Annotated in this window: 17 protein-coding genes; all 17 read right to left on the bottom strand. The window is 66.6% G+C overall.

Annotated elements, in window-relative coordinates:
• Nucleotides 1-24: 24 nt before the first annotated feature.
• The 17 genes from IB261_RS15535 to IB261_RS15615 all read right to left on the bottom strand — a co-directional run bounded on the left by IB261_RS15535 (nucleotide 25) and on the right by IB261_RS15615 (nucleotide 17350).
• Nucleotides 25-918, bottom strand: a complete 894-nt coding sequence (locus IB261_RS15535; RefSeq protein ID WP_192382516.1) for an amino acid ABC transporter substrate-binding protein — start codon at nucleotides 916-918, stop codon at nucleotides 25-27.
• A complete protein-coding gene (gene potE, locus IB261_RS15540; protein ID WP_192382517.1) occupies nucleotides 915-2252 on the bottom strand; it encodes a putrescine-ornithine antiporter in 1338 nt (445 codons plus the stop codon). Before potE ends, IB261_RS15535 begins: the two co-directional genes overlap by 4 nt.
• 110 nt (nucleotides 2253-2362) lie before the next feature.
• A complete protein-coding gene (locus tag IB261_RS15545; RefSeq protein ID WP_192382518.1) occupies nucleotides 2363-3766 on the bottom strand; it encodes a DUF2252 domain-containing protein in 1404 nt (467 codons plus the stop codon).
• Between the two features lie 164 nt (nucleotides 3767-3930).
• On the bottom strand, nucleotides 3931-4860 hold the full coding sequence (locus tag IB261_RS15550) for an electron transfer flavoprotein subunit alpha/FixB family protein (protein WP_192382519.1): 930 nt from the start codon (nucleotides 4858-4860) through the stop codon (nucleotides 3931-3933).
• A complete protein-coding gene (locus IB261_RS15555; RefSeq protein ID WP_192382520.1) occupies nucleotides 4860-5609 on the bottom strand; it encodes an electron transfer flavoprotein subunit beta/FixA family protein in 750 nt (249 codons plus the stop codon). Before IB261_RS15555 ends, IB261_RS15550 begins: the two co-directional genes overlap by 1 nt.
• 185 nt (nucleotides 5610-5794) lie before the next feature.
• On the bottom strand, nucleotides 5795-6934 hold the full coding sequence (locus tag IB261_RS15560; RefSeq protein WP_192382521.1) for an acyl-CoA dehydrogenase family protein: 1140 nt from the start codon (nucleotides 6932-6934) through the stop codon (nucleotides 5795-5797).
• A gap of 13 nt (nucleotides 6935-6947) precedes the next feature.
• On the bottom strand, nucleotides 6948-8141 hold the full coding sequence (locus IB261_RS15565) for an acyl-CoA dehydrogenase family protein (protein ID WP_192382522.1): 1194 nt from the start codon (nucleotides 8139-8141) through the stop codon (nucleotides 6948-6950).
• Nucleotides 8142-8486: 345 nt separating this feature from the next.
• A complete protein-coding gene (locus tag IB261_RS15570; RefSeq protein ID WP_192382523.1) occupies nucleotides 8487-9638 on the bottom strand; it encodes a thiolase family protein in 1152 nt (383 codons plus the stop codon).
• A complete protein-coding gene (locus tag IB261_RS15575) occupies nucleotides 9635-10024 on the bottom strand; it encodes a Zn-ribbon domain-containing OB-fold protein (protein WP_192382524.1) in 390 nt (129 codons plus the stop codon). Before IB261_RS15575 ends, IB261_RS15570 begins: the two co-directional genes overlap by 4 nt.
• 14 nt (nucleotides 10025-10038) lie before the next feature.
• The gene (locus IB261_RS15580; protein ID WP_192382525.1) at nucleotides 10039-10485 is read right to left on the bottom strand and encodes a PaaI family thioesterase; all 447 of its coding nucleotides are present in this window, start codon (nucleotides 10483-10485) and stop codon (nucleotides 10039-10041) included.
• The gene (locus tag IB261_RS15585; RefSeq protein ID WP_192295985.1) at nucleotides 10482-11459 is read right to left on the bottom strand and encodes an NAD(P)H-dependent flavin oxidoreductase; all 978 of its coding nucleotides are present in this window, start codon (nucleotides 11457-11459) and stop codon (nucleotides 10482-10484) included. The genes IB261_RS15580 and IB261_RS15585 overlap by 4 nt, the downstream gene beginning before the upstream one ends.
• Nucleotides 11460-11475: 16 nt before the next feature.
• A complete protein-coding gene (locus IB261_RS15590) occupies nucleotides 11476-12567 on the bottom strand; it encodes a Zn-dependent alcohol dehydrogenase (protein WP_192382526.1) in 1092 nt (363 codons plus the stop codon).
• A gap of 9 nt (nucleotides 12568-12576) precedes the next feature.
• Nucleotides 12577-13983 carry a coniferyl aldehyde dehydrogenase gene (locus IB261_RS15595; protein WP_192382527.1) on the bottom strand — a complete coding sequence of 469 codons (1407 nt, stop codon included), beginning with the start codon at nucleotides 13981-13983 and terminating at the stop codon, nucleotides 12577-12579.
• Between the two features lie 30 nt (nucleotides 13984-14013).
• Nucleotides 14014-14805, bottom strand: coding sequence for an enoyl-CoA hydratase/isomerase family protein (locus IB261_RS15600; RefSeq protein WP_192223485.1), 792 nt, complete (start codon nucleotides 14803-14805; stop codon nucleotides 14014-14016).
• Nucleotides 14806-14872: 67 nt separating this feature from the next.
• Complete coding sequence (locus tag IB261_RS15605) at nucleotides 14873-16021, bottom strand: acyl-CoA dehydrogenase family protein (RefSeq protein WP_081520365.1); 1149 nt, start codon at nucleotides 16019-16021, stop codon at nucleotides 14873-14875.
• Between the two features lie 78 nt (nucleotides 16022-16099).
• Nucleotides 16100-16927 (bottom strand): SDR family NAD(P)-dependent oxidoreductase, encoded by an 828-nt coding sequence (locus IB261_RS15610; RefSeq protein ID WP_151187172.1) that lies wholly within the window; start codon nucleotides 16925-16927, stop codon nucleotides 16100-16102.
• Between the two features lie 15 nt (nucleotides 16928-16942).
• A complete protein-coding gene (locus tag IB261_RS15615; RefSeq protein WP_081520367.1) occupies nucleotides 16943-17350 on the bottom strand; it encodes a MaoC family dehydratase in 408 nt (135 codons plus the stop codon).
• Nucleotides 17351-17360: the final 10 nt, after the last annotated feature.

Consider the following 17360-nt stretch of genomic DNA (forward strand, 5'->3'; position numbering starts at 1 on the left):
TGCCCGCCTGCAATCCGGCCCGGCCTACGGCCGCGAATAGACCTTGAACAGGCTCTGGTCCAGCTCGCTTGGTGCGCCGAAGTACTTGCTGTACAGCGGCACGAAATCGTCGGAGCGATACAGCTCGCTCAGCGCGGTATCCACCTGCAGGCGGAAGTCCTCGTCGCCGCGCGGCATCGCCAATGCAACCGGGGCAAACTCGAAGCGCCGGCTGAGCACCATCAGGTTGGCCCTGCCAGCGCTGTGCTCCACCAGGTTGCGCAGGGTCATCTGGTCGTAGAAGAAGGCATCGGCCTTGCCGCCCGCGACCGCTTCGACTCCCTCCGGGGGGCCGGCTACGGCCTGCACGGTGACCAGAACCTTGAGCAGGCGCAGGCGTTCGCGCACCCAGGTCTCCACCCTGGTATTGCCGGGCACCGCGAAGGTGTAGGCAGCCAGACCGCGGTTCAGCGTGGCACGCCAGGTCGGGCCGCTCTGGTCCACCTCGCCGTTGAGCGAGCGCACCAGGAAGAACGGCGCATCCTTGCGGACCACCACGCCCAGCCCGGCGGTATACACGGGAAGGGAGAAATCGAGGTCCTGGCGCAGCTTCAAGGTTTCCACCATCGGGCTGCAGAGCAGGTCGACGCCTCCTGCGCCCACCGTTTCCAGCGCCTTGTCGGCATTCAACGCGACCAAGCGCACCTGCAGTTGCGCAAGACCCGGCTGGGTCCGCAACTGGTCGGCGACCTTCTGGCACAGGTCGATGCCGTAGCCGACGGCGCCCTCGCCTTCGCTGGCGGAGAACGGCGGGCGCTCCGGCAGGTAGCCCAGGGTCAGGGTATGGCTGCTACGGATGCGCTCCAGGGTCTGGGCCGGAGCGACCAGCGGCAACGCGGCGGCCAGCAGGAGGATGGCGCGGGGGAGCCAGCGGTTCATGGCCGGGCCTCCACGTTGAGCTTCGCCTGCGGATCGATGAAGCGGTCGGCAATGTAGCCGAACATCAGGTAGCCCACCGCCGTGACCAGCATGCCGCCAAACACCGCTTCCATCCCCGAGGCGTACAGCGCGTAGAAGCTGTACGCCATGGCGATCAGCAACGCCGCCACGTTGCGGTGGTGCGGGAAGCCGGTCACTCCGGCCTTCTGCATGATCACCAGCAGCGCCAACAGCGCGGTGATGTACGGCACGATGTTGGTCACCGCGGCCAGGCTGACCAGCTTGCCGAACTGCTCCGAGGCGTTGGGCGAGATGGTCGACACCGCCATGGCGCTCTGCAGCGCGGCGTTGGCCACCAGCCCGAGGATCGGTGCGCCGAGCAGCGTCACCTTGCTGAACAGGCGGGGGAACATGTGCTGGTCGGCGGTGACCTTGGCCGTCTGTGCCAGGGTGAACTGCCAGCCCAGCAGCGAACCGACGCAGGCCATCACCGCCAGCGCCATGATGATGTTGCCCACCACCGGATTGAACATCCGCGCATAGACGAAGGCGAACGGCGCGCTGGAATTGGCCAGCTCCGGGTTCGGCACTATGCCCATGATCACCGTCGTCGACAGCACGTAGACCACCGCCGCACCCAGGGTGCCCAGCAGGCAGGCCAGCGGCACGTTGCGCTTGGGGTTCTCCACGGCGTCGGAGTTCTGCGCCGCCGACTCCATGCCGAGGAAGGCCCAGAGGGTCAGCGGAATGCTCTGGGTGATGGCGTCGCCCATGGCGATGTTGTTCGGATTCCAGGCAGCGTCGAACACCTGCCTGTCGAACCAGAACCAGCCGATGATCGACAGGCCCGCCACCGGGATGATCACCCCCCAGACCGTGATGGAGCCGATCTGCCCGGTCACCTTGGGGCCACCGAAGTTGGCCAGGGTGGTCAGCCAGATCAGCGCCACGCTACCGATGAACAGCGGCATGGCGCCGGTTCCCAGCCAGGGAATGAAGGGTGTCAGGTAGCCCACTGCGGAGATGGCGATAGCCACGTTGCCGATGGCCAGCGACAGGAAATACAGGTACGAGCAGAGGAAGAACGCCGACTTGCCGTGGGCTTCCTCGGTGTACGCCGACATGCCGCCCGAGCGGGTGCAGTAGATGCCACACTGGGCGAAGCAGTAGGCGATGGCCATCGAGCCGATGGCGGTGATGATCCAGGACAGCAGGGAGATCGCCCCCAGCTGCGCCATGCTGGTGGGCAGCATGATGATGCCCGACCCCATCATGTTGACCGCGACCAGGGTGGTGAGACCGGTCAGGGTCATCTTCTTGCCGGATGCTTCCATTTGCATGCTCTTTTGCAGGAGAAGTGATCAGAAGACAGGAGCAGTCCCTCGTAGGCGCCGCCGCTGCGCAGATTGAATTCCTGCTGACGCGAAACGGCTCGCAGGACGCCCTACTCTTCCTCCATCAACACCTTTACTCGCCCGCTGCGCGCGGCCTTGACCAGCGCGTCGTGGTCGCGTTCGGTCTGGTCGGCATAGAGCAAGGCGAAGTCGCCTATCGACTTGTCGAAGGCGTCGCCCTTGCCCAGGTAACCGCTGATGCTCGCGGCGTCGCCGGACTTGGCGTGGGCGCGGGCCAGGGTCAGCCCACAGATATCGGCGTAGCGCTCCAGTTGCACGGCACTGATGCGTTCCACCGGCACCGACAGTTTCATGTCGCGCAGCTGTCGGACGAAGTAGTCGCGCCCGGCCGGGCTGCGCATCCAGCCAAGGAAGATATCGCTGGAGGACTGCATCAGGCGCTGGCCCATCACCACACGCTGCCCCTGGTGGCGGTACTGGCACTTGCCGGCGTAAGGCTCGAGTACCGAGCGGCAGGACTCCTTGAACTGCAGGATCAGCGGGTGGTTCTCCTCGGAAAACAGCAGCGCGATGAAGCAGCGCGTGCCGACGCTGCCGATGCCGACCACCTTCACTGCCGCGTCGACCAGGCGGTAACGCTCGAACAGCACCCGGCGATCGTCCGACAGGCTGCCGCGGTAGTCCGCCAGGCTGCTCAGTACGCGCTGCATGAAGTCCGCTTCGGCGACGTGGTAGATGATCGGCGGCTGGTCGATGATGCGCGGCTGGCCGGCCACCTGCCCGGCGATCTTCGGGAAGGCGCTTTCCACCACCCGTTCGCGGGCTCGGTCGAACAGCTGCTGGCGAAACTTGCGCGCCTTGGCATCGGGCGCCATGTCCAGCAGGGCCTGGGTATCCAGGCGCGAGTACCAGACTTCCAGCGGGCTCATGCGCGAATAGGAGCGCAGGTTCTCGCGGTAGGCCCGCACGCAGGTCATGGCAATTTCGCGGGCGCGAGCATCGGCGATGCTGCTACTGCGGGCAGCCACCGCGAAACTCACCGCCAGGCGCTTGATGTCCCATTCCCAGGGCGCCGGCAGGGTTTCGTCGAAGTCGTTGAGATCGAAGACCAGGTTGCGCTCGGGGGTCGCGAAAAATCCGAAGTTGAGCAGATGGCAGTCGCCGCACGCCTGCACCTTCACGCCGATATGCGGAAGCCCGGCGAGATCATGGGCCATCAGTGCGGCCGAACCCCGCAGGAAGGTGAACGGGCTGCGCAACATGCGCCCGTAGCGGATCGGCACCAGGTCCTTGAGGCGGTCGCGGTTGGACTTTTCCAGGATGGCGATGACATCGCGCTGTCGCCCGGGCGACTTCCATTTGCCATGGCTTTCGCGGGGAATCTTCTGCCGCAGGCGCCGGCCGACGTCCAGGCGCTCCTCGCGGGAGCGGAACTGCACGGCAGATTCGGGGGCACCGGCTTTCTTGCTGGAGGCTTTCTTCGGGGAGTCCATGGCGTTTCGTCACCTGGGGTGAGGGACGTGCGGCGCACACGGACGCGGCGCCGATCTGCTCGCGGAGCCGGCACCGACGCCGGCTCCCCTCCATTCAAGCTAGATCACTTTCGGCCATGCGCGTGGCGACCCGGATTTCTTTTGTCGGGCACGCCGGCCGCGGCTCACAGCGCGCCTTGCAGCTCCGGCACCGCCTCGAACAAGTCCCCCACCAGGCCGTAGTCGGCAACCTGGAAGATCGGCGCCTCTTCGTCCTTGTTGATCGCAACGATCACTTTCGAGTCCTTCATGCCCGCCAGGTGCTGGATGGCGCCGGAGATACCGACGGCCACGTACAGCTGCGGAGCGACGATCTTGCCGGTCTGGCCGACCTGCATGTCGTTCGGCACGAAGCCGGCGTCAACGGCAGCGCGGGAAGCGCCGACGGCAGCGCCCAGCTTGTCAGCCAGGGAGTAGAGGATGCTGAAGTTGTCGCCATTGCCCATGCCACGGCCGCCGGAAACGACGATCCTGGCAGCGGTCAGTTCCGGACGGTCGGACTTGGCCAGTTCTTCGCCCACGAAGGCGGACTTGCCGGCATCGGCCGGGCCGGAAACAGCTTCAACAGCGGCGGAGCCACCTTCGGCAGCAACGGCGTCGAAGCCGGTGCCACGCACGGTGATGACCTTGACGGCGGCCGAGGATTGCACGGTAGCGATGGCGTTACCGGCATAGATCGGACGCTTGAAGGTGTCGGCGCTGACCACTTCGATGATCTCGGAGATCTGGTCGACGTCCAGCAGGGCGGCGACGCGCGGCAGGAAGTTCTTGCCGTTGGTGGTCGCCGGGGCCAGAACGTGGCCGAAATCGCGGGCGAGGGACGCGATCAGCGGCGCCACATTCTCCGGTAGCTGGTGAGCGTAGGCGGCGTTGTCGGCGACCAGCACCTTGGCAACACCGGCGATCCTGGCAGCGGCTTCGGCCGCGCCAGCGACATTCTGGCCAGCGACCAGCACAGCGATGTCGCCACCAATCTTCTGCGCAGCGGCGACAGTGTTCAGCGTCGCCGAGGCCAACGCGCCATTGGAATGTTCTGCAATAACCAGGACCGCCATCAGATCACCTTCGCTTCGTTCTTCAGTTTCTCGACCAGTTCGGCCACGGATTTCACCTTGATGCCGGCACTGCGCGCGGCGGGCGCTTCGACCTTGAGGGTTTTCACGGTGGAGGCCGTGGAGACGCCCAGCGCATCAGGAGTGAGGGTTTCCAGCGGCTTCTTCTTCGCCTTCATGATGTTCGGCAGCGACGCGTAGCGCGGCTCGTTCAGGCGCAGGTCGGTGGTGACGATTGCCGGCAGGTTCAGGGCAACGGTCTGCAGGCCGCCGTCGATTTCACGGGTGACGTTGACCTTGTCGCCAGCGACTTCGACCTTGGAGGCGAAGGTGCCCTGGGCGTAGCCGGTCAGCGCAGCCAGCATCTGGCCGGTCTGGTTGTTGTCGCTGTCGATGGCCTGTTTGCCGAGGATGACCAGTTGCGGCTGCTCTTTATCGACGAGGGCTTGCAGGGCCTTGGCGACGGCCAGCGAGCTCAGTTCGTCATTGCTCTCGACCAGCACCGCGCGGTCTGCGCCCAGTGCCAATGCGGTACGCAGTTGCTCCTGCGCGCCACTGGGGCCGACCGAGACCACCACGATCTCGCTGGCGAAGCCTTTTTCTTTCAGGCGTACGGCCTCTTCCACGGCGATTTCGCAGAAGGGGTTCATGGACATCTTGACGTTGGCCAGATCGACGCCGGAGTGGTCCGCCTTGACGCGGACCTTGACGTTGTAATCGACCACGCGCTTGACGGCTACGAGGACTTTCATCGGGGACTCCTGGAAAAAACCGGGCCTTGCGGCCCGGAACAAGGGGTGACTCTGGGACTGGGCTACACCTGCGAGACGCCAGGGGCCTGTAGGAAAGCAGAACGTAGGACGCATAACCGCTTGCGGTTATCCGCCGTCATTCGGGGCAGCGGCGGATAACGCTGGCGCGTTATACGCCCTACGTACTAGGCCACGTCCATCATCTGGCTGAACGCCTGCAAGTGATGGTCGTCGTCGCCAAACTGATGGCTGATCATCACCAGGTGCTTGGCGTAGTGCGAGCCCAGGTATTCGTCGGTGAGGCCGATGCCGCCGTGCAGCTGGATGCACTGCTCGGAGATCAGGCGGCCGGCGCGGACCGTGATGTACTTGGCGGCAGCCAGGGCGCGGCTGCGTTCGGCGCTGTCGGGCTGGTCGGCGACGCAGGCGGCGAGGATCGCCATGCTGCTGGCCTGGTCCAGTTCGGCGCGCATGTCCACCATGCGGTGCTGCAGCACCTGGAAGGAGCCGATGGCGACGCCGAACTGCTTGCGGGTCTTCAGGTAGTCCAGGGTCAGCTCGCAGGTGGCTTCCATGGCGCCGACCGCCTCGGCGCACTGCGCGGCGATGGCGCGACCCTGCTGGTAGCGCAGCGCATCGAAGGCTTCGCCGGGTTCGCCCAGCACGTGCTCGCTGGCGACAAAGGCACCGTCCAGGTACAGCTCGCAGGCCTTGAGGCCGTTGGCGGTCGGGTAGACGCGGCGCTTCACGCCCGCCTCGTTCGGGTCGAGGAAGAACAGGCCGATGCCCTGCTCGTCCTGCTCGCCGCCGGCCACGCGAGCCGAGACCAGGATCAGCCCGGCGCTGTGCCCGCCGATCACCGCGACCTTGCGCCCGCTCAGACGCCAGCCACCGTTCACCGGTTCGGCGCGGGTGGCCACGCTGTTCAGTTCGTAATGGCTTTGCGGTTCCTCGAAGGCCACCGCCAGTTGCAGCTCGCCACTGGCAACGCGGGTCAGCAGCTGGTCCTTCTGCGCGTCGCTGCCCAGTTGGGCCAGCAGGCCGCCGGCGAATACCACCGACTGCAGGTAAGGCTCCAGGCACAGGCCACGGCCCAGTTCGGTGTGCACCAGCATGCTGTCCACGCCGCCGCCGAAGCCGCCGTAGGCTTCGGGCAGGGACACGCCGGTCAGGCCCAGCTCGCCGAGCTGGCGCCAGAAGTCGGCGCTGTAGCCCAGCTCGCTACGGCGAAAAGCCTCGCGCTGTTCGAATCCGTAGGCGTCACGTACCAGACGCGCCGCCGTGTCTTGCAGCATCTGCTGCTCTTCATTGAGTTTGAAGTCCATGGTCGGCTGCCTCTCAGAGTCCGAGGTTCACTTTGGAAACGATGTTCTTCTGGATTTCGTTGGAGCCGCCGTAGATCGAGAGCTTGCGCATGATGAAGTACTGGCTGGCGGCGGTGGCGCTGTAGTCGGTGTGCAGCAGGTCGCCGGAGCAGGCTTCCATTTCCTCTTCGAGGAACGGCAGCGCGTAGGGGCCGACGGCCTTGCGCAGCAGATGGGTGATCGCCTGGCGGATCTCGGTGCCGCGCACCTTGAGGATCGAGCTTTCCGCGCCGCTGCCGCCGCCTTCGCGGGCGGCGGCGAGGATGCGCAGGTTGCTCATTTCTGCCGCCATCAGCTGCATTTCCAGATCGGCAATCTGCGCCCGGAACAGCGGATCGTCGATCAGCGGTTTCCCGCCTTTGCGCTCGCGCGCCGCGATGCCCTTGAGCTGGCGCAGCAACTGCTTGGAGAAGCCGATGCCGGCAAGCCCGGTACGCTCGTGGGTGAGCAGGTACTTGGCGCAGGTCCAGCCGTCGTTCTCCTGGCCCACCAGGTTGGCCACCGGCACCTTCACGTTGTCGAAGAAGACCTCGTTGACCTCGTGCTCGCCGTCCAGGGTGATGATCGGGCGCACGGTGATGCCGGGGGACTTCATGTCGATCAGCAGGAAGCTGATGCCGCGCTGGGCCTTGGCCTGCGGGTCGGTGCGCACCAGGCAGAAAATCCAGTCGGCGTGCTGGCCCATGGTGGTCCAGGTCTTCTGGCCGTTGACGATGTAGTGCTCGCCGTCGCGCACGGCGCGTGTCTTCAGACTGGCCAGGTCGGAGCCGGAGCCCGGCTCGGAATAACCCTGGGCCCACCAGTCGGTCATGTCGAGGATGCGCGGCAGGAAGTAGGCCTTCTGCTCCTCGGTGCCGAAATTGATGATCACCGGGCCGACCATGACCGCGCCGAACGGCAGCACACGGGGCGCGCCGAAGATCGCGCACTCTTCCTCGAAGATGTACTTCTGCACCACGCTCCAGCCGGTGCCACCGTGTTCCACCGGCCAGAGGGAGGCGTGCCAGCCGCGATCGTTCAGGGTGCGCATCCAGAAGACGTTGTCTTCCTTGGAGAGGCGCTTGCCGAGCTTGACCTTGGCGGCCAGCTCGGCCGGCAGCTTGTCGCGCAGGAAGGCCCGCACTTCCTCGCGGAAGGCCAGCTCTTCGGGCGTGTAGTGGATATCCATCGAGGTGTTCCTCAGACCTGTTGTTCTTGTGGGCCGCTTTCACGGCAGGGGTTTCGCCGTCGAGTATCGGGACGTGGCGCGGGGCTGGCTGTAGTTCGTTCGGACCAATTTCGGGCGGGATTTCTTTCGTGCCACGGGAAAGCGAAAAACCCGCGCGGCAGGGCCGGGCGGGCTTTCGGTGCTTGCCTGATGATTGCGTGCCTGGGCTTCCCCCTCACCCCAGCCCTCTCCCTCAGGGAGAGGGGGCAGATCGTGCCGGCTGACGCATTGGTTTCAACCTGCACCGAACGGTCCCCTCTCCCCTTGGGAGAGGGTTAGGGTGAGGGGCTCTTGCTCGATGCCCGATCAGAGCACCGCCTCACTCCCCAGGAACGCCGTGACCTGGCTCGACAGCGTCCCGCCGTTGCCATGCAGCAGCGCGACATCCGCCTTCTTCAATTGCCGCGCACCGGCCTGGCCGCGAATCTGCGTCACCGCTTCGAGGATCAGGAACATCCCGTACATCCCCGGATGCACGCACGACAGCCCACCACCATTGGTGTTCACCGCCAGCTCGCCGCCGGGAGCGATACGCCCGCCCTGGACGAACCGCCCGCCCTCGCCCTTCGGGCAGAAGCCGAGGTCTTCGAGGAACAGGATGGTGTTGATGGTGAAGGCGTCGTAGAGCATCACCAGGTCGACGTCAGCGTGGCTCACGCCGGCCATCTGCATGGCGCGCGGGCCGCTTTCCGAGGCGGCGGTGACAGTCAGGTCCGGCATGCACACTACCGAACGGTGCCACTGCGCGCCGCCGACACCGAGGAAGTAGGCCGGTTTGTTCGGCAGGTCGCGGGCACGGTCCGCACGGACCATCACGCAGGCGCCGGCGCCATCGGTCACCAGGCAGCAGTCGGCGGCGCTCAGCGGGTCGCTGACCATCCGTGCGCCCAGCACGTCGTCCATGCTCAGCGGGCCGCGGGCAAAGGCCTCCGGGTTGAGGTTGGCCCAGCCGCGTGCGGCCAGCGCCACTTCCGCCAGCTGCTCGCGGGTGGTGCCGTACTGGTGCATGTGCCGGCTGGCCGCCAGCGCATAGGAGGTGATCGGGTGGCGCGGCTTGTAGGCCGTCTCGTGCCACTGCGGCTCGCTCATCGACACCAGCTTGCCGCCGGCGGTGCGCTGGTTGGAGCCATAGCAGATCAACGCCACGTCGCACAGCCCGGCCTGCAGCGCCAGGGTGGCCTGCAGCAGGTGCCATTCGAAGCTGGAACCGCCGACGTTGGTGCCGTCAACGAACCTGGGTTTGATGCCCAGATACTCGCATACCGACAGCGTCGGGAACGCATGGGAGCTGGTGGCGGAGAACACCGCATCGACGTCGGAGAGTTTCAGCCCGGCATCGGCGATGGCTTTCAGCGAAGCCTGGCCGAGCAGTTCCATGGCACTGAAACCGTGGGCTTCGCCGATTCCGGCGCTGCCGATGCCGACGATGGCGGTCTTGCCGCGAAGGGACGAATTCATGCCTGCACCTCTTCGATCACGTCGAACACCACGAGCGCCTGCCCGTCTTCCTCGATCACCCGCGCCTTGACGCGGCTGCCGATGGGCGCGGTTTCCCGGCCTTCGATGCGCGACATCAGGCGCACGCCTTCGTCGAGATCGATCAGCGCCACGTTGTGGCTGGCATTGCGCGAGCGGTTAACGGTGATGGCGTAGATGCGCCCGGTGCCGGCAGCCTCGACCCATTCCAGGTCGGTCTCGCCGCTGCCGGGGACGGCCACCCGCGGGTAGAACACATGGCGGCCAGTGGAAGCGCTGTGCTGGATCATGAAACGGCCCTGCTGGAGGAACCGCTGGTACTGCGCTTCCGGTCCGACGGGCGCGGCGGCTGAGGGATTCTCGGCCATGGCTGGCTCCTGGTTCATTGCGCCCGGCCGTGCAGGCTGCGCGTGTTGTTGATGAAAGTGCCCTTGCCGCGCGCCAGCAGTTTGTCGCCGTCAAGCAGGTCGCAACTGGCCACGCAGATGCTGCGGCCGAGCTTGTGGATCTGCACATGGACTTCGATCCAGCGCCCCGGCAGCGCCGGGCTCAGGTAGTCCATGTCGAGGTTGATGGTGGCCGGGGGCAGTTCGCTGCCGGCGGTGAGCTTGATTGCCGTGCCGAAGCCGGTATCGACCAGGGTCGCGAGGAAACCGCCGTGAGCAATCCCCAGCGGGTTCAGGTGCTCCTCGAGGATTCGCGCCGCCACCACTCGGCGTTCCAGGTTCACGTACACCCCACCGCAGTTGTTGACGAAGCCCGGCCGCGACATGGGCTGGAAGCCGGCGGGCACGGCGCCCTCCTCTTCGATGAAATCACTGGCGCTCATGCTTCGCTCCCCGCGTAACGCTGGGCTCGCTGGAGGCTGGCCCGGCAGTCGCGGACCATGCGCTGCAGCAGCTCGGCGCAGCTGGGGATGTCGTCGATCAGGCCGACGCACTGCCCGGCGGTGACGATGCCGTCGTCCGCCTCGCCGCTCTCCAGCGCCGCGCGGCCACGGGCACCGGCCACCAGGTGGCGGATGTCCTCGAATTGCGCATTGCCGCGCTTCTCGATGCTGACCACTTCCTCGGAGATAGGGTTGCGCAGTACCCGCGCGGTGTTGTGCAGGGTGCGGAAGATCAACCGGGTGTCGCGCTCGGTGGCGCCCACCAGCGCGCGCTTGATGTTCTCGTGGATCGGCGCCTCCTGGGTGGCGCAGAAACGCGTGCCCATGTTCACCCCTTCGGCGCCCAGGGCCAGGGCGGCAGCCATGCCTTCGCCATCGGCGATGCCGCCGGAAGCGATCACTGGCACCTGCAGGCGGCGTGCCGCCAGCGGGATCAGCACCAGGCCGGAAACATCGTCCTCGCCCGGATGCCCGGCACACTCGAAACCGTCGATGGACACTGCGTCCACCCCCAGGCTCTGCGCCTTCAGCGCATGGCGCACGGCCACGCACTTGTGGATCACCGTCATGCCGGCGGCCTTGGCGCGGGCGATGAATTCGCCGGGATTGTTGCCGGCGGTCTCCAGCACCTTCACGCCGCTGGCGATGATCACGTCCAGGTAGCGCTCGTACGGCGGCGGATTGATCGACGGCAGCAGCGTCAGATTCACGCCGAAAGGCTTGTCGGTGAGGGTCCGGCAGCGCTCGATTTCCTCACCCAGCGCCTCCGGGGTCGGCTGCGTCAGCGCGGTGAGGATGCCCAGCCCGCCGGCGTTGGAAACGGCGGCGGCCATCTCGGCGCGACCGACCCACATCATGCCGCCCTGGATGATCGGGTAGCGGATGCCGAGCAGTTCGGTAATGCGTGTCTTCATGGGGGTTCTCCGCGTTTCACTGGTCGAAGACGATGACCGAGCGCGCCAGTTCTCCGCGGCGCAGCTCGTCGAAGCCCAGGTTGATCTGCTCAAGGCCGATGCGCTGGGATATCAGCTCGTCGAGTTTCAGCCGGCCCTGCAGGTAGAAGTCCACCAGCCGCGGCAGGTCCACCGGGAAGCGGTTGGAGCCCATGAAAGAGCCCTGGATGCGCCGCTCGGCGAGGAAGTCCAGGCCGCTCAGCTCCAGCTTCACGCCGGGCTTGATCATGCCGATGACGGTGGCGCTGCCGCCGCGCGCGAGCATGGCGAAGGCCTGTTCGGCGGTCTGCTTCAGGCCGATGCACTCGAAGGCGTGCTGCACGCCGCCGCGGGTCAGCTCCAGCACCTGCTGCACGGCGTCGCCGTCGGCGGCATTGATCACGTCGGTGGCGCCGAAGGTCTTCGCCAGTTCCAGCTTCGAGTCGAGCCGGTCGATGGCGATGATCCGCCCTGCCCCGGCCAGCGCCGCGCCGTTGAGGGTGGACAGGCCGATGCCGCCACAGCCGATCACCGCCACGGTCTCGCCCGGCCGCACCTGGGCGGTGTTGAACACCGCGCCGGTGCCGGTGATTACCGCGCAACCGAGCACGGCGGCACGGTCCAGCGGCATGTCGCGGCGGATGGCGACGCAGGCGTTCTCGTGCACCAGCATCTGTTCGGCGAAGGCCGAGAGGTTCATGAACTGGTTCACCGGCTTGAGGCTGGTGACCTCGCTCAGGCGCGGCTCATCGTGCTTGCCGCGCTTGGTCTCCGGCGACACGCACAGCGACAGGTGTCCGGAAACGCAGTGCGGGCAATGCCCGCAGAAGGCCGAGAGGCAGGTGACGACGTGGTCGCCCGGCTTCACCGAACGAACTTCCGAGCCCACCTGCTCGACGACGCCGGCGGCCTCGTGGCCGAGGATCACCGGCATCGGCCAGGGGTAGGCACCTTCGATGAAATGCAGGTCGGAATGGCAAAGGCCCACGGCGCGGGTGCGGATCAGCACTTCGCGCGGGCCGGGCTTGCCGATGGCAACTTCCTCGATGGACAGCGGCGTGCCCGGTTGGCGCAGTACAGCAGCTTTCATGGCGATTCCTCAGCGACAGATCATGGCGGTGACGGCCTGACGCAGCGGCTCAACGTAAGGCGGGCGCATCAGGTCCGGGCCGTCGGCCGGCTTGAACACCGCCTTGGCGTGGCTGAAGGCGCGGAAGCCGTCGCGGCCGTGGTACGAGCCCATACCCGAAGGACCTACACCGCCGAACGGCAGGCTCTCGACGCCAACGTGCTTGATCACGTCGTTGATGGTCACCCCCCCGGAAGTGGTGCGGCGCAGCACCAGCGCCTGCTCGTCGGCGTCGACGCCGAAGTAGTACAGGCCCAGCGGACGCGGGTGGGCGTTGATGTAGTCGATCACCTCGGCGATGGTCTTGTACGGCTTGATCGGCAGCAGCGGGCCGAAGATTTCGTCCTGCATCACCTTCAGCTCGTCGCCGGGGTTGCGCAGCAGGGTCGGCGCCAGCTTGTGCCCGGTTTGCGCAGCGAAGTCCTCGCCGGCCGGGTTCAGCTCGATCAGCTCTACGCCCGCCTCGCGGGCTTCGTCCAGGTAGCCCTGCAGGCGCTGCTGGTGGCGAACGTTGATCACCGAGGTGTAGTCGGGGTTGTCGCGCAGGCTCGGGTAGATGCGCGCGATCACTTCACGGGCGCTGGCGATGAAGTCGTCCAGCGACTCCTCGGGGACGAACACGTAGTCCGGCGCCAGGCAGATCTGCCCGGCGTTGTGCAGCTTGCCGGCGATGATCTTCTGCACCGCGGCCTGGAAGTCGGCCGAGCGGGAAATGATGGTCGGCGACTTGCCGCCCAGCTCCAGGGTCACCGGCACCAGGTTCTCGGCGGCGGCGCGCATCACCTGGCGGCCGATGCTGGTGGCGCCGGTGAACAGCAGGTGGTCGAAGGGCTGGGCGCAGAACGCCTGGCCGACTTCCGGCCCGCCGGTGATCACCGCGACTTCGTCCTCGGCGAACACCGAGGCAATCATCCGGGCAATCAGTGCCGAGCTGTGCGGGGTGAATTCCGAGGGCTTGATGATCGCCCGGTTGCCGGCGGCCAGGACTCCGGCAAGGCCGGTGAAGACCATGTTCACCGGGAAGTTCCATGGCGTGACGATGCCCACCACGCCCAGCGGCTGGTACTCCACCCAGGCTTCGCCGCGCTCGCAGTGGCGCGGCTCGGGCTGCATCCAGCCGAGCAGCTGGGCCTTGGTCTGCTTCAGGCTCATCAGTGGCGACAGCACTTCCACCACGCGGGAGAAGTCATCGCTGCGCTGGCCGAAATCGGCGCGCACCGCTTCGACGATTGCCTGTTGGTGATCGACCAGCAGGCCGATGGCGCGGTCGATCAGCTCGATGCGCCGCTCGGCGCTCAGCGGTTCACTGGACAGGTGCGCGGCGCGCTGGCGGTCGAGCACGGCGCGGATGGCAGCGCCGGGGCTGGTCTGGGTCATGGCGGGTCTGAGCCTCGTTGTTGTTGTCGTTCAGTCGTCGCGGCGCGACGGCCACTGGTATTGCGGGGCTTCCTTGCGCAGGAAGCGCGCGGAGGCTTCCTTCACGTAGCCGGATGTGAGCGCCACGGCCTGGGCGGCAGCTTCGGCGTCGAGCTGGGCGGCCAGGTCGTTCTCGAAGCTGCGGGCCAGCAGGCGCTTGCTCATGGCGAAGGCCGGGGGCGACATCTCTGCCAGCGCTCGAGCCAGTTCCCCGGCGCGTTCGATGGCGCGCTCGCCTTCATGCCGTTCCAGGGCGATGCCCAGTTGCACGGCTTCGGCGGCGCCGATCTCGCGGGCGGAATAGATGATCTCGCGGGCGCGCTGCATGCCCACCAGGCGCGGCAGCAGCCAGGAGGCGGCCAGGTCCGGCACCAGGCCGATGCGGGCGAAGGCCATGCAGAAGCGGGCACGCTCGCTGGCGATGACGAAGTCAGCAGCCAGCGCGAGGCTGAAACCGGCGCCATAGGCCACGCCGTCCACCAGCGCAACGACCGGGCGGTCGAAGTCGGCCAGGGCGGCGAGCAGGCGGTTGGTCTCGGCCATGCGCATGCGCACCGCGCCGGCTTCGGGCGTACCGCCCATGCTGCTGACGTCGCCGCCGGAGCAGAAAGCCCCGCCAGCGCCGGATAACAGCAGCGCGCGCACTTCAGGGTTGCGGCGCAGGGCGGTGAGCGCGTCGATCAGCTCGGCGACCATCGCCGTGGTCAATGCGTTCCGGCGTTCCGGACTAGCCAGCGTCAGGCGCGCCAGTCCGTCTTCGATGGAGAGTTCGATGCTCGACATGCGTACCTCGCGGCGGGCATCCCGGCGGGAATGACCGGACCGCACGTGGCGGCCCGGCCCACCCGCATCACAGGGTGCGGGCGATGATTTCCTTCATGATTTCGTTGGAGCCGCCGAAGATGCGGCCCACCCGGGCGTTGGCGTACATCCGCGCGATGGGGTACTCGAGCATGTAGCCGTAGCCGCCGTGCAGCTGCAGGCACTCGTCGATCACCTTGCAGTTCTGCTCGGTGCTCCACCACTTGGCGATGGCTGCGGTCTCGCCGGACAGCTCGCCCTTGAGCACCTTGACCATGCAGTCGTCGACGAAGGCGCGGGCAATGACGGCAGTGCTCTGGCACTCGGCGAGCTTGAAACGAGTGTTCTGCAGGTCCAGCAGGGTCTGGCCGAACACCTTGCGGCTGCGCACGTACTCCACCGTCTCGGCCACCGCGCGCTCCATGGTCGCCAGCGCGCCGAGGGCGATGATCATGCGTTCCTGGGGCAGCTGCTGCATCAGCTGGATGAAGCCCTTGCCCTCCTCCGGGCCCAGCAGGTTGCTGGCCGGCACGCGCACGTCGTCGAAGAACAGTTCGGTGGTGTCCTGGCCCTTCTGGCCGATCTTCTCGAGGATGCGGCCACGGCGGAAGCCGGGCAGGTCCCTGGTTTCGACCACCACGATGGAGGTGCCCTTGGCGCCTTTCTCCGGGTCGGTCTTGGCCACCACCAGGATGAGGTCGGCGTGATAGCCGTTGGTGATGAAGGTCTTCGAGCCGTTGATCACGTACTCGTCGCCGTCACGCACGGCGCGGGTCTTGATCGCCTGCAGGTCGGAACCGGCGCCCGGCTCGGACATGGCGATGGCGCCCACCATCTCGCCACGCGCCATCTTCGGCAGCCAGTCGAGCTTCTGCTCTTCGCTGGCGTAGCGCAGCAGGTAGTGCGCGACGATGCCGCTGTGCACGTTGGTGCCCAGGCTGGAGCACATCGCCCGGCTCTGTTCCAGGGTGACGATGGCGTCGTGGGCGAAGGTGCCGCCACCGCCGCCGTACTGTTCGGGGATGCTCGGCAGCAACATGCCGAACTCGCCGGCCTTGCGCCACATGTCGCGGTCGATGTACTGCTGCTTCCACCAGCGCTCTTCATGGGGCACCAGTTCGTTGGCGATGAAGCGGCGGATGGAGTCCTGGAAGATCACCAGGTCGTCGGTGATCCACGGCGATTGAGTGGCGCTCATGGCGGCTCCTCGGCAAGCGATTCGGGAAACGATTCGGATAAGAAGGCCGGCCGCACGGGGCGGCCGGCAAAGGGACGGTCAGGGACGACCGCCGCCGACAATCAGCACCTGGCCGGAGACGTAGTTCGACTCCGGGATGCAGAACAGGTAGACACCACCGGCGGCCTCTTCCGGAGTGCCGGCGCGGCCCATGGGAATCAGCGCGGCGGCGTTCTTCGCCATCTGTTCGCTGATGCCGACCTTCAGCTCGCGGCCGCCGACGTTGATGGTGGCGCCCTCGCCCGCTGCGGCGGAGGTCAGGCGGGTTTCGATCAGGCCGAAGGCGACGCTGTTGACGCAAACCTTGTAGCGGCCCCACTCCTTGGCCAGGGCCTTGGTCAGGCCGTTGATCGCGGACTTGGCGGCCGAGTAGTTGGCCTGGCCGGGGTTGCCCATGACGCCAGAGACGGAGGAGATGTTGACCACTTTGCGGAATACCTCGCGGCCTTCCTCGGCTTCCTTCTTGGCAGCTTCGCGGAAGTGCCCGGAAGCGGCGCGCAGGATGCGGAACGGCGCGGAGACGTGGACTTCCATGATGTCGTCCCACTGCTGGTCGGTCATCTTCTGGATTACGTTGTCCCAGGTGTAGCCGGCGTTGTTGACGATGATGTCGAGGCCGCCGAAGGACTCCAGGGCGGTCTTCACGAAGCGCTCGCCAAAGTCCTTTTCAGTCACGCTGCCGACGCAGGCAACGGCGCGACCGCCTTCGGCGACGATCTGCGCGACCACTTCCTCTGCCGGGGCGGCGTCGAGGTCGTTGACCACCACGGCGGCGCCGTCGCGGTGCAGCTTGAGGGCGATTTCACGACCGATGCCACGGCCGGAACCGGAAACGATGGCGACCTGGCCTGCGAGTTTGTTGTTCATTGTTGTTCTCCTGTTTCAGGCGTCCAGGGCCACGACGGCTTCGCCGGACAGTTTGATTTCACCCGCCTGGTTGCGGGTGGTGATTTCCAGGCGCAGGGTGCCGGCGGCCTCGTCCTTCTCCAGCACGCGGCCAGAACAGGTGATGGCGTCGCCCAGCTGGGTGATCGCGGCGAAGCGCACCGAGTAGCTGCGCAGGCGCTCCTGCGCCACCCAGTTGGTCAGCAGCCGGCCGAGGTAGGCCATGGACAGCATCCCGTGGGCGAACACGTCGGGCATGCCGGCCTTCTTCGCGAAGTCGATGTCGACGTGTATCGGGTTGTGGTCCCCCGAGGCGCCGCAGTAGAGCGCCAGGGTGGTGCGGTTCACCGGGTCGGTGGTGAAGCTCGGCAGTTCGTCGCCGACGGCGATTGCATTCAGGTTCACGCTCGGCTCC

The organism is Pseudomonas sp. PDM20, assembly GCF_014852575.3.
Classification (GTDB): Bacteria; Pseudomonadota; Gammaproteobacteria; order Pseudomonadales; family Pseudomonadaceae; genus Pseudomonas.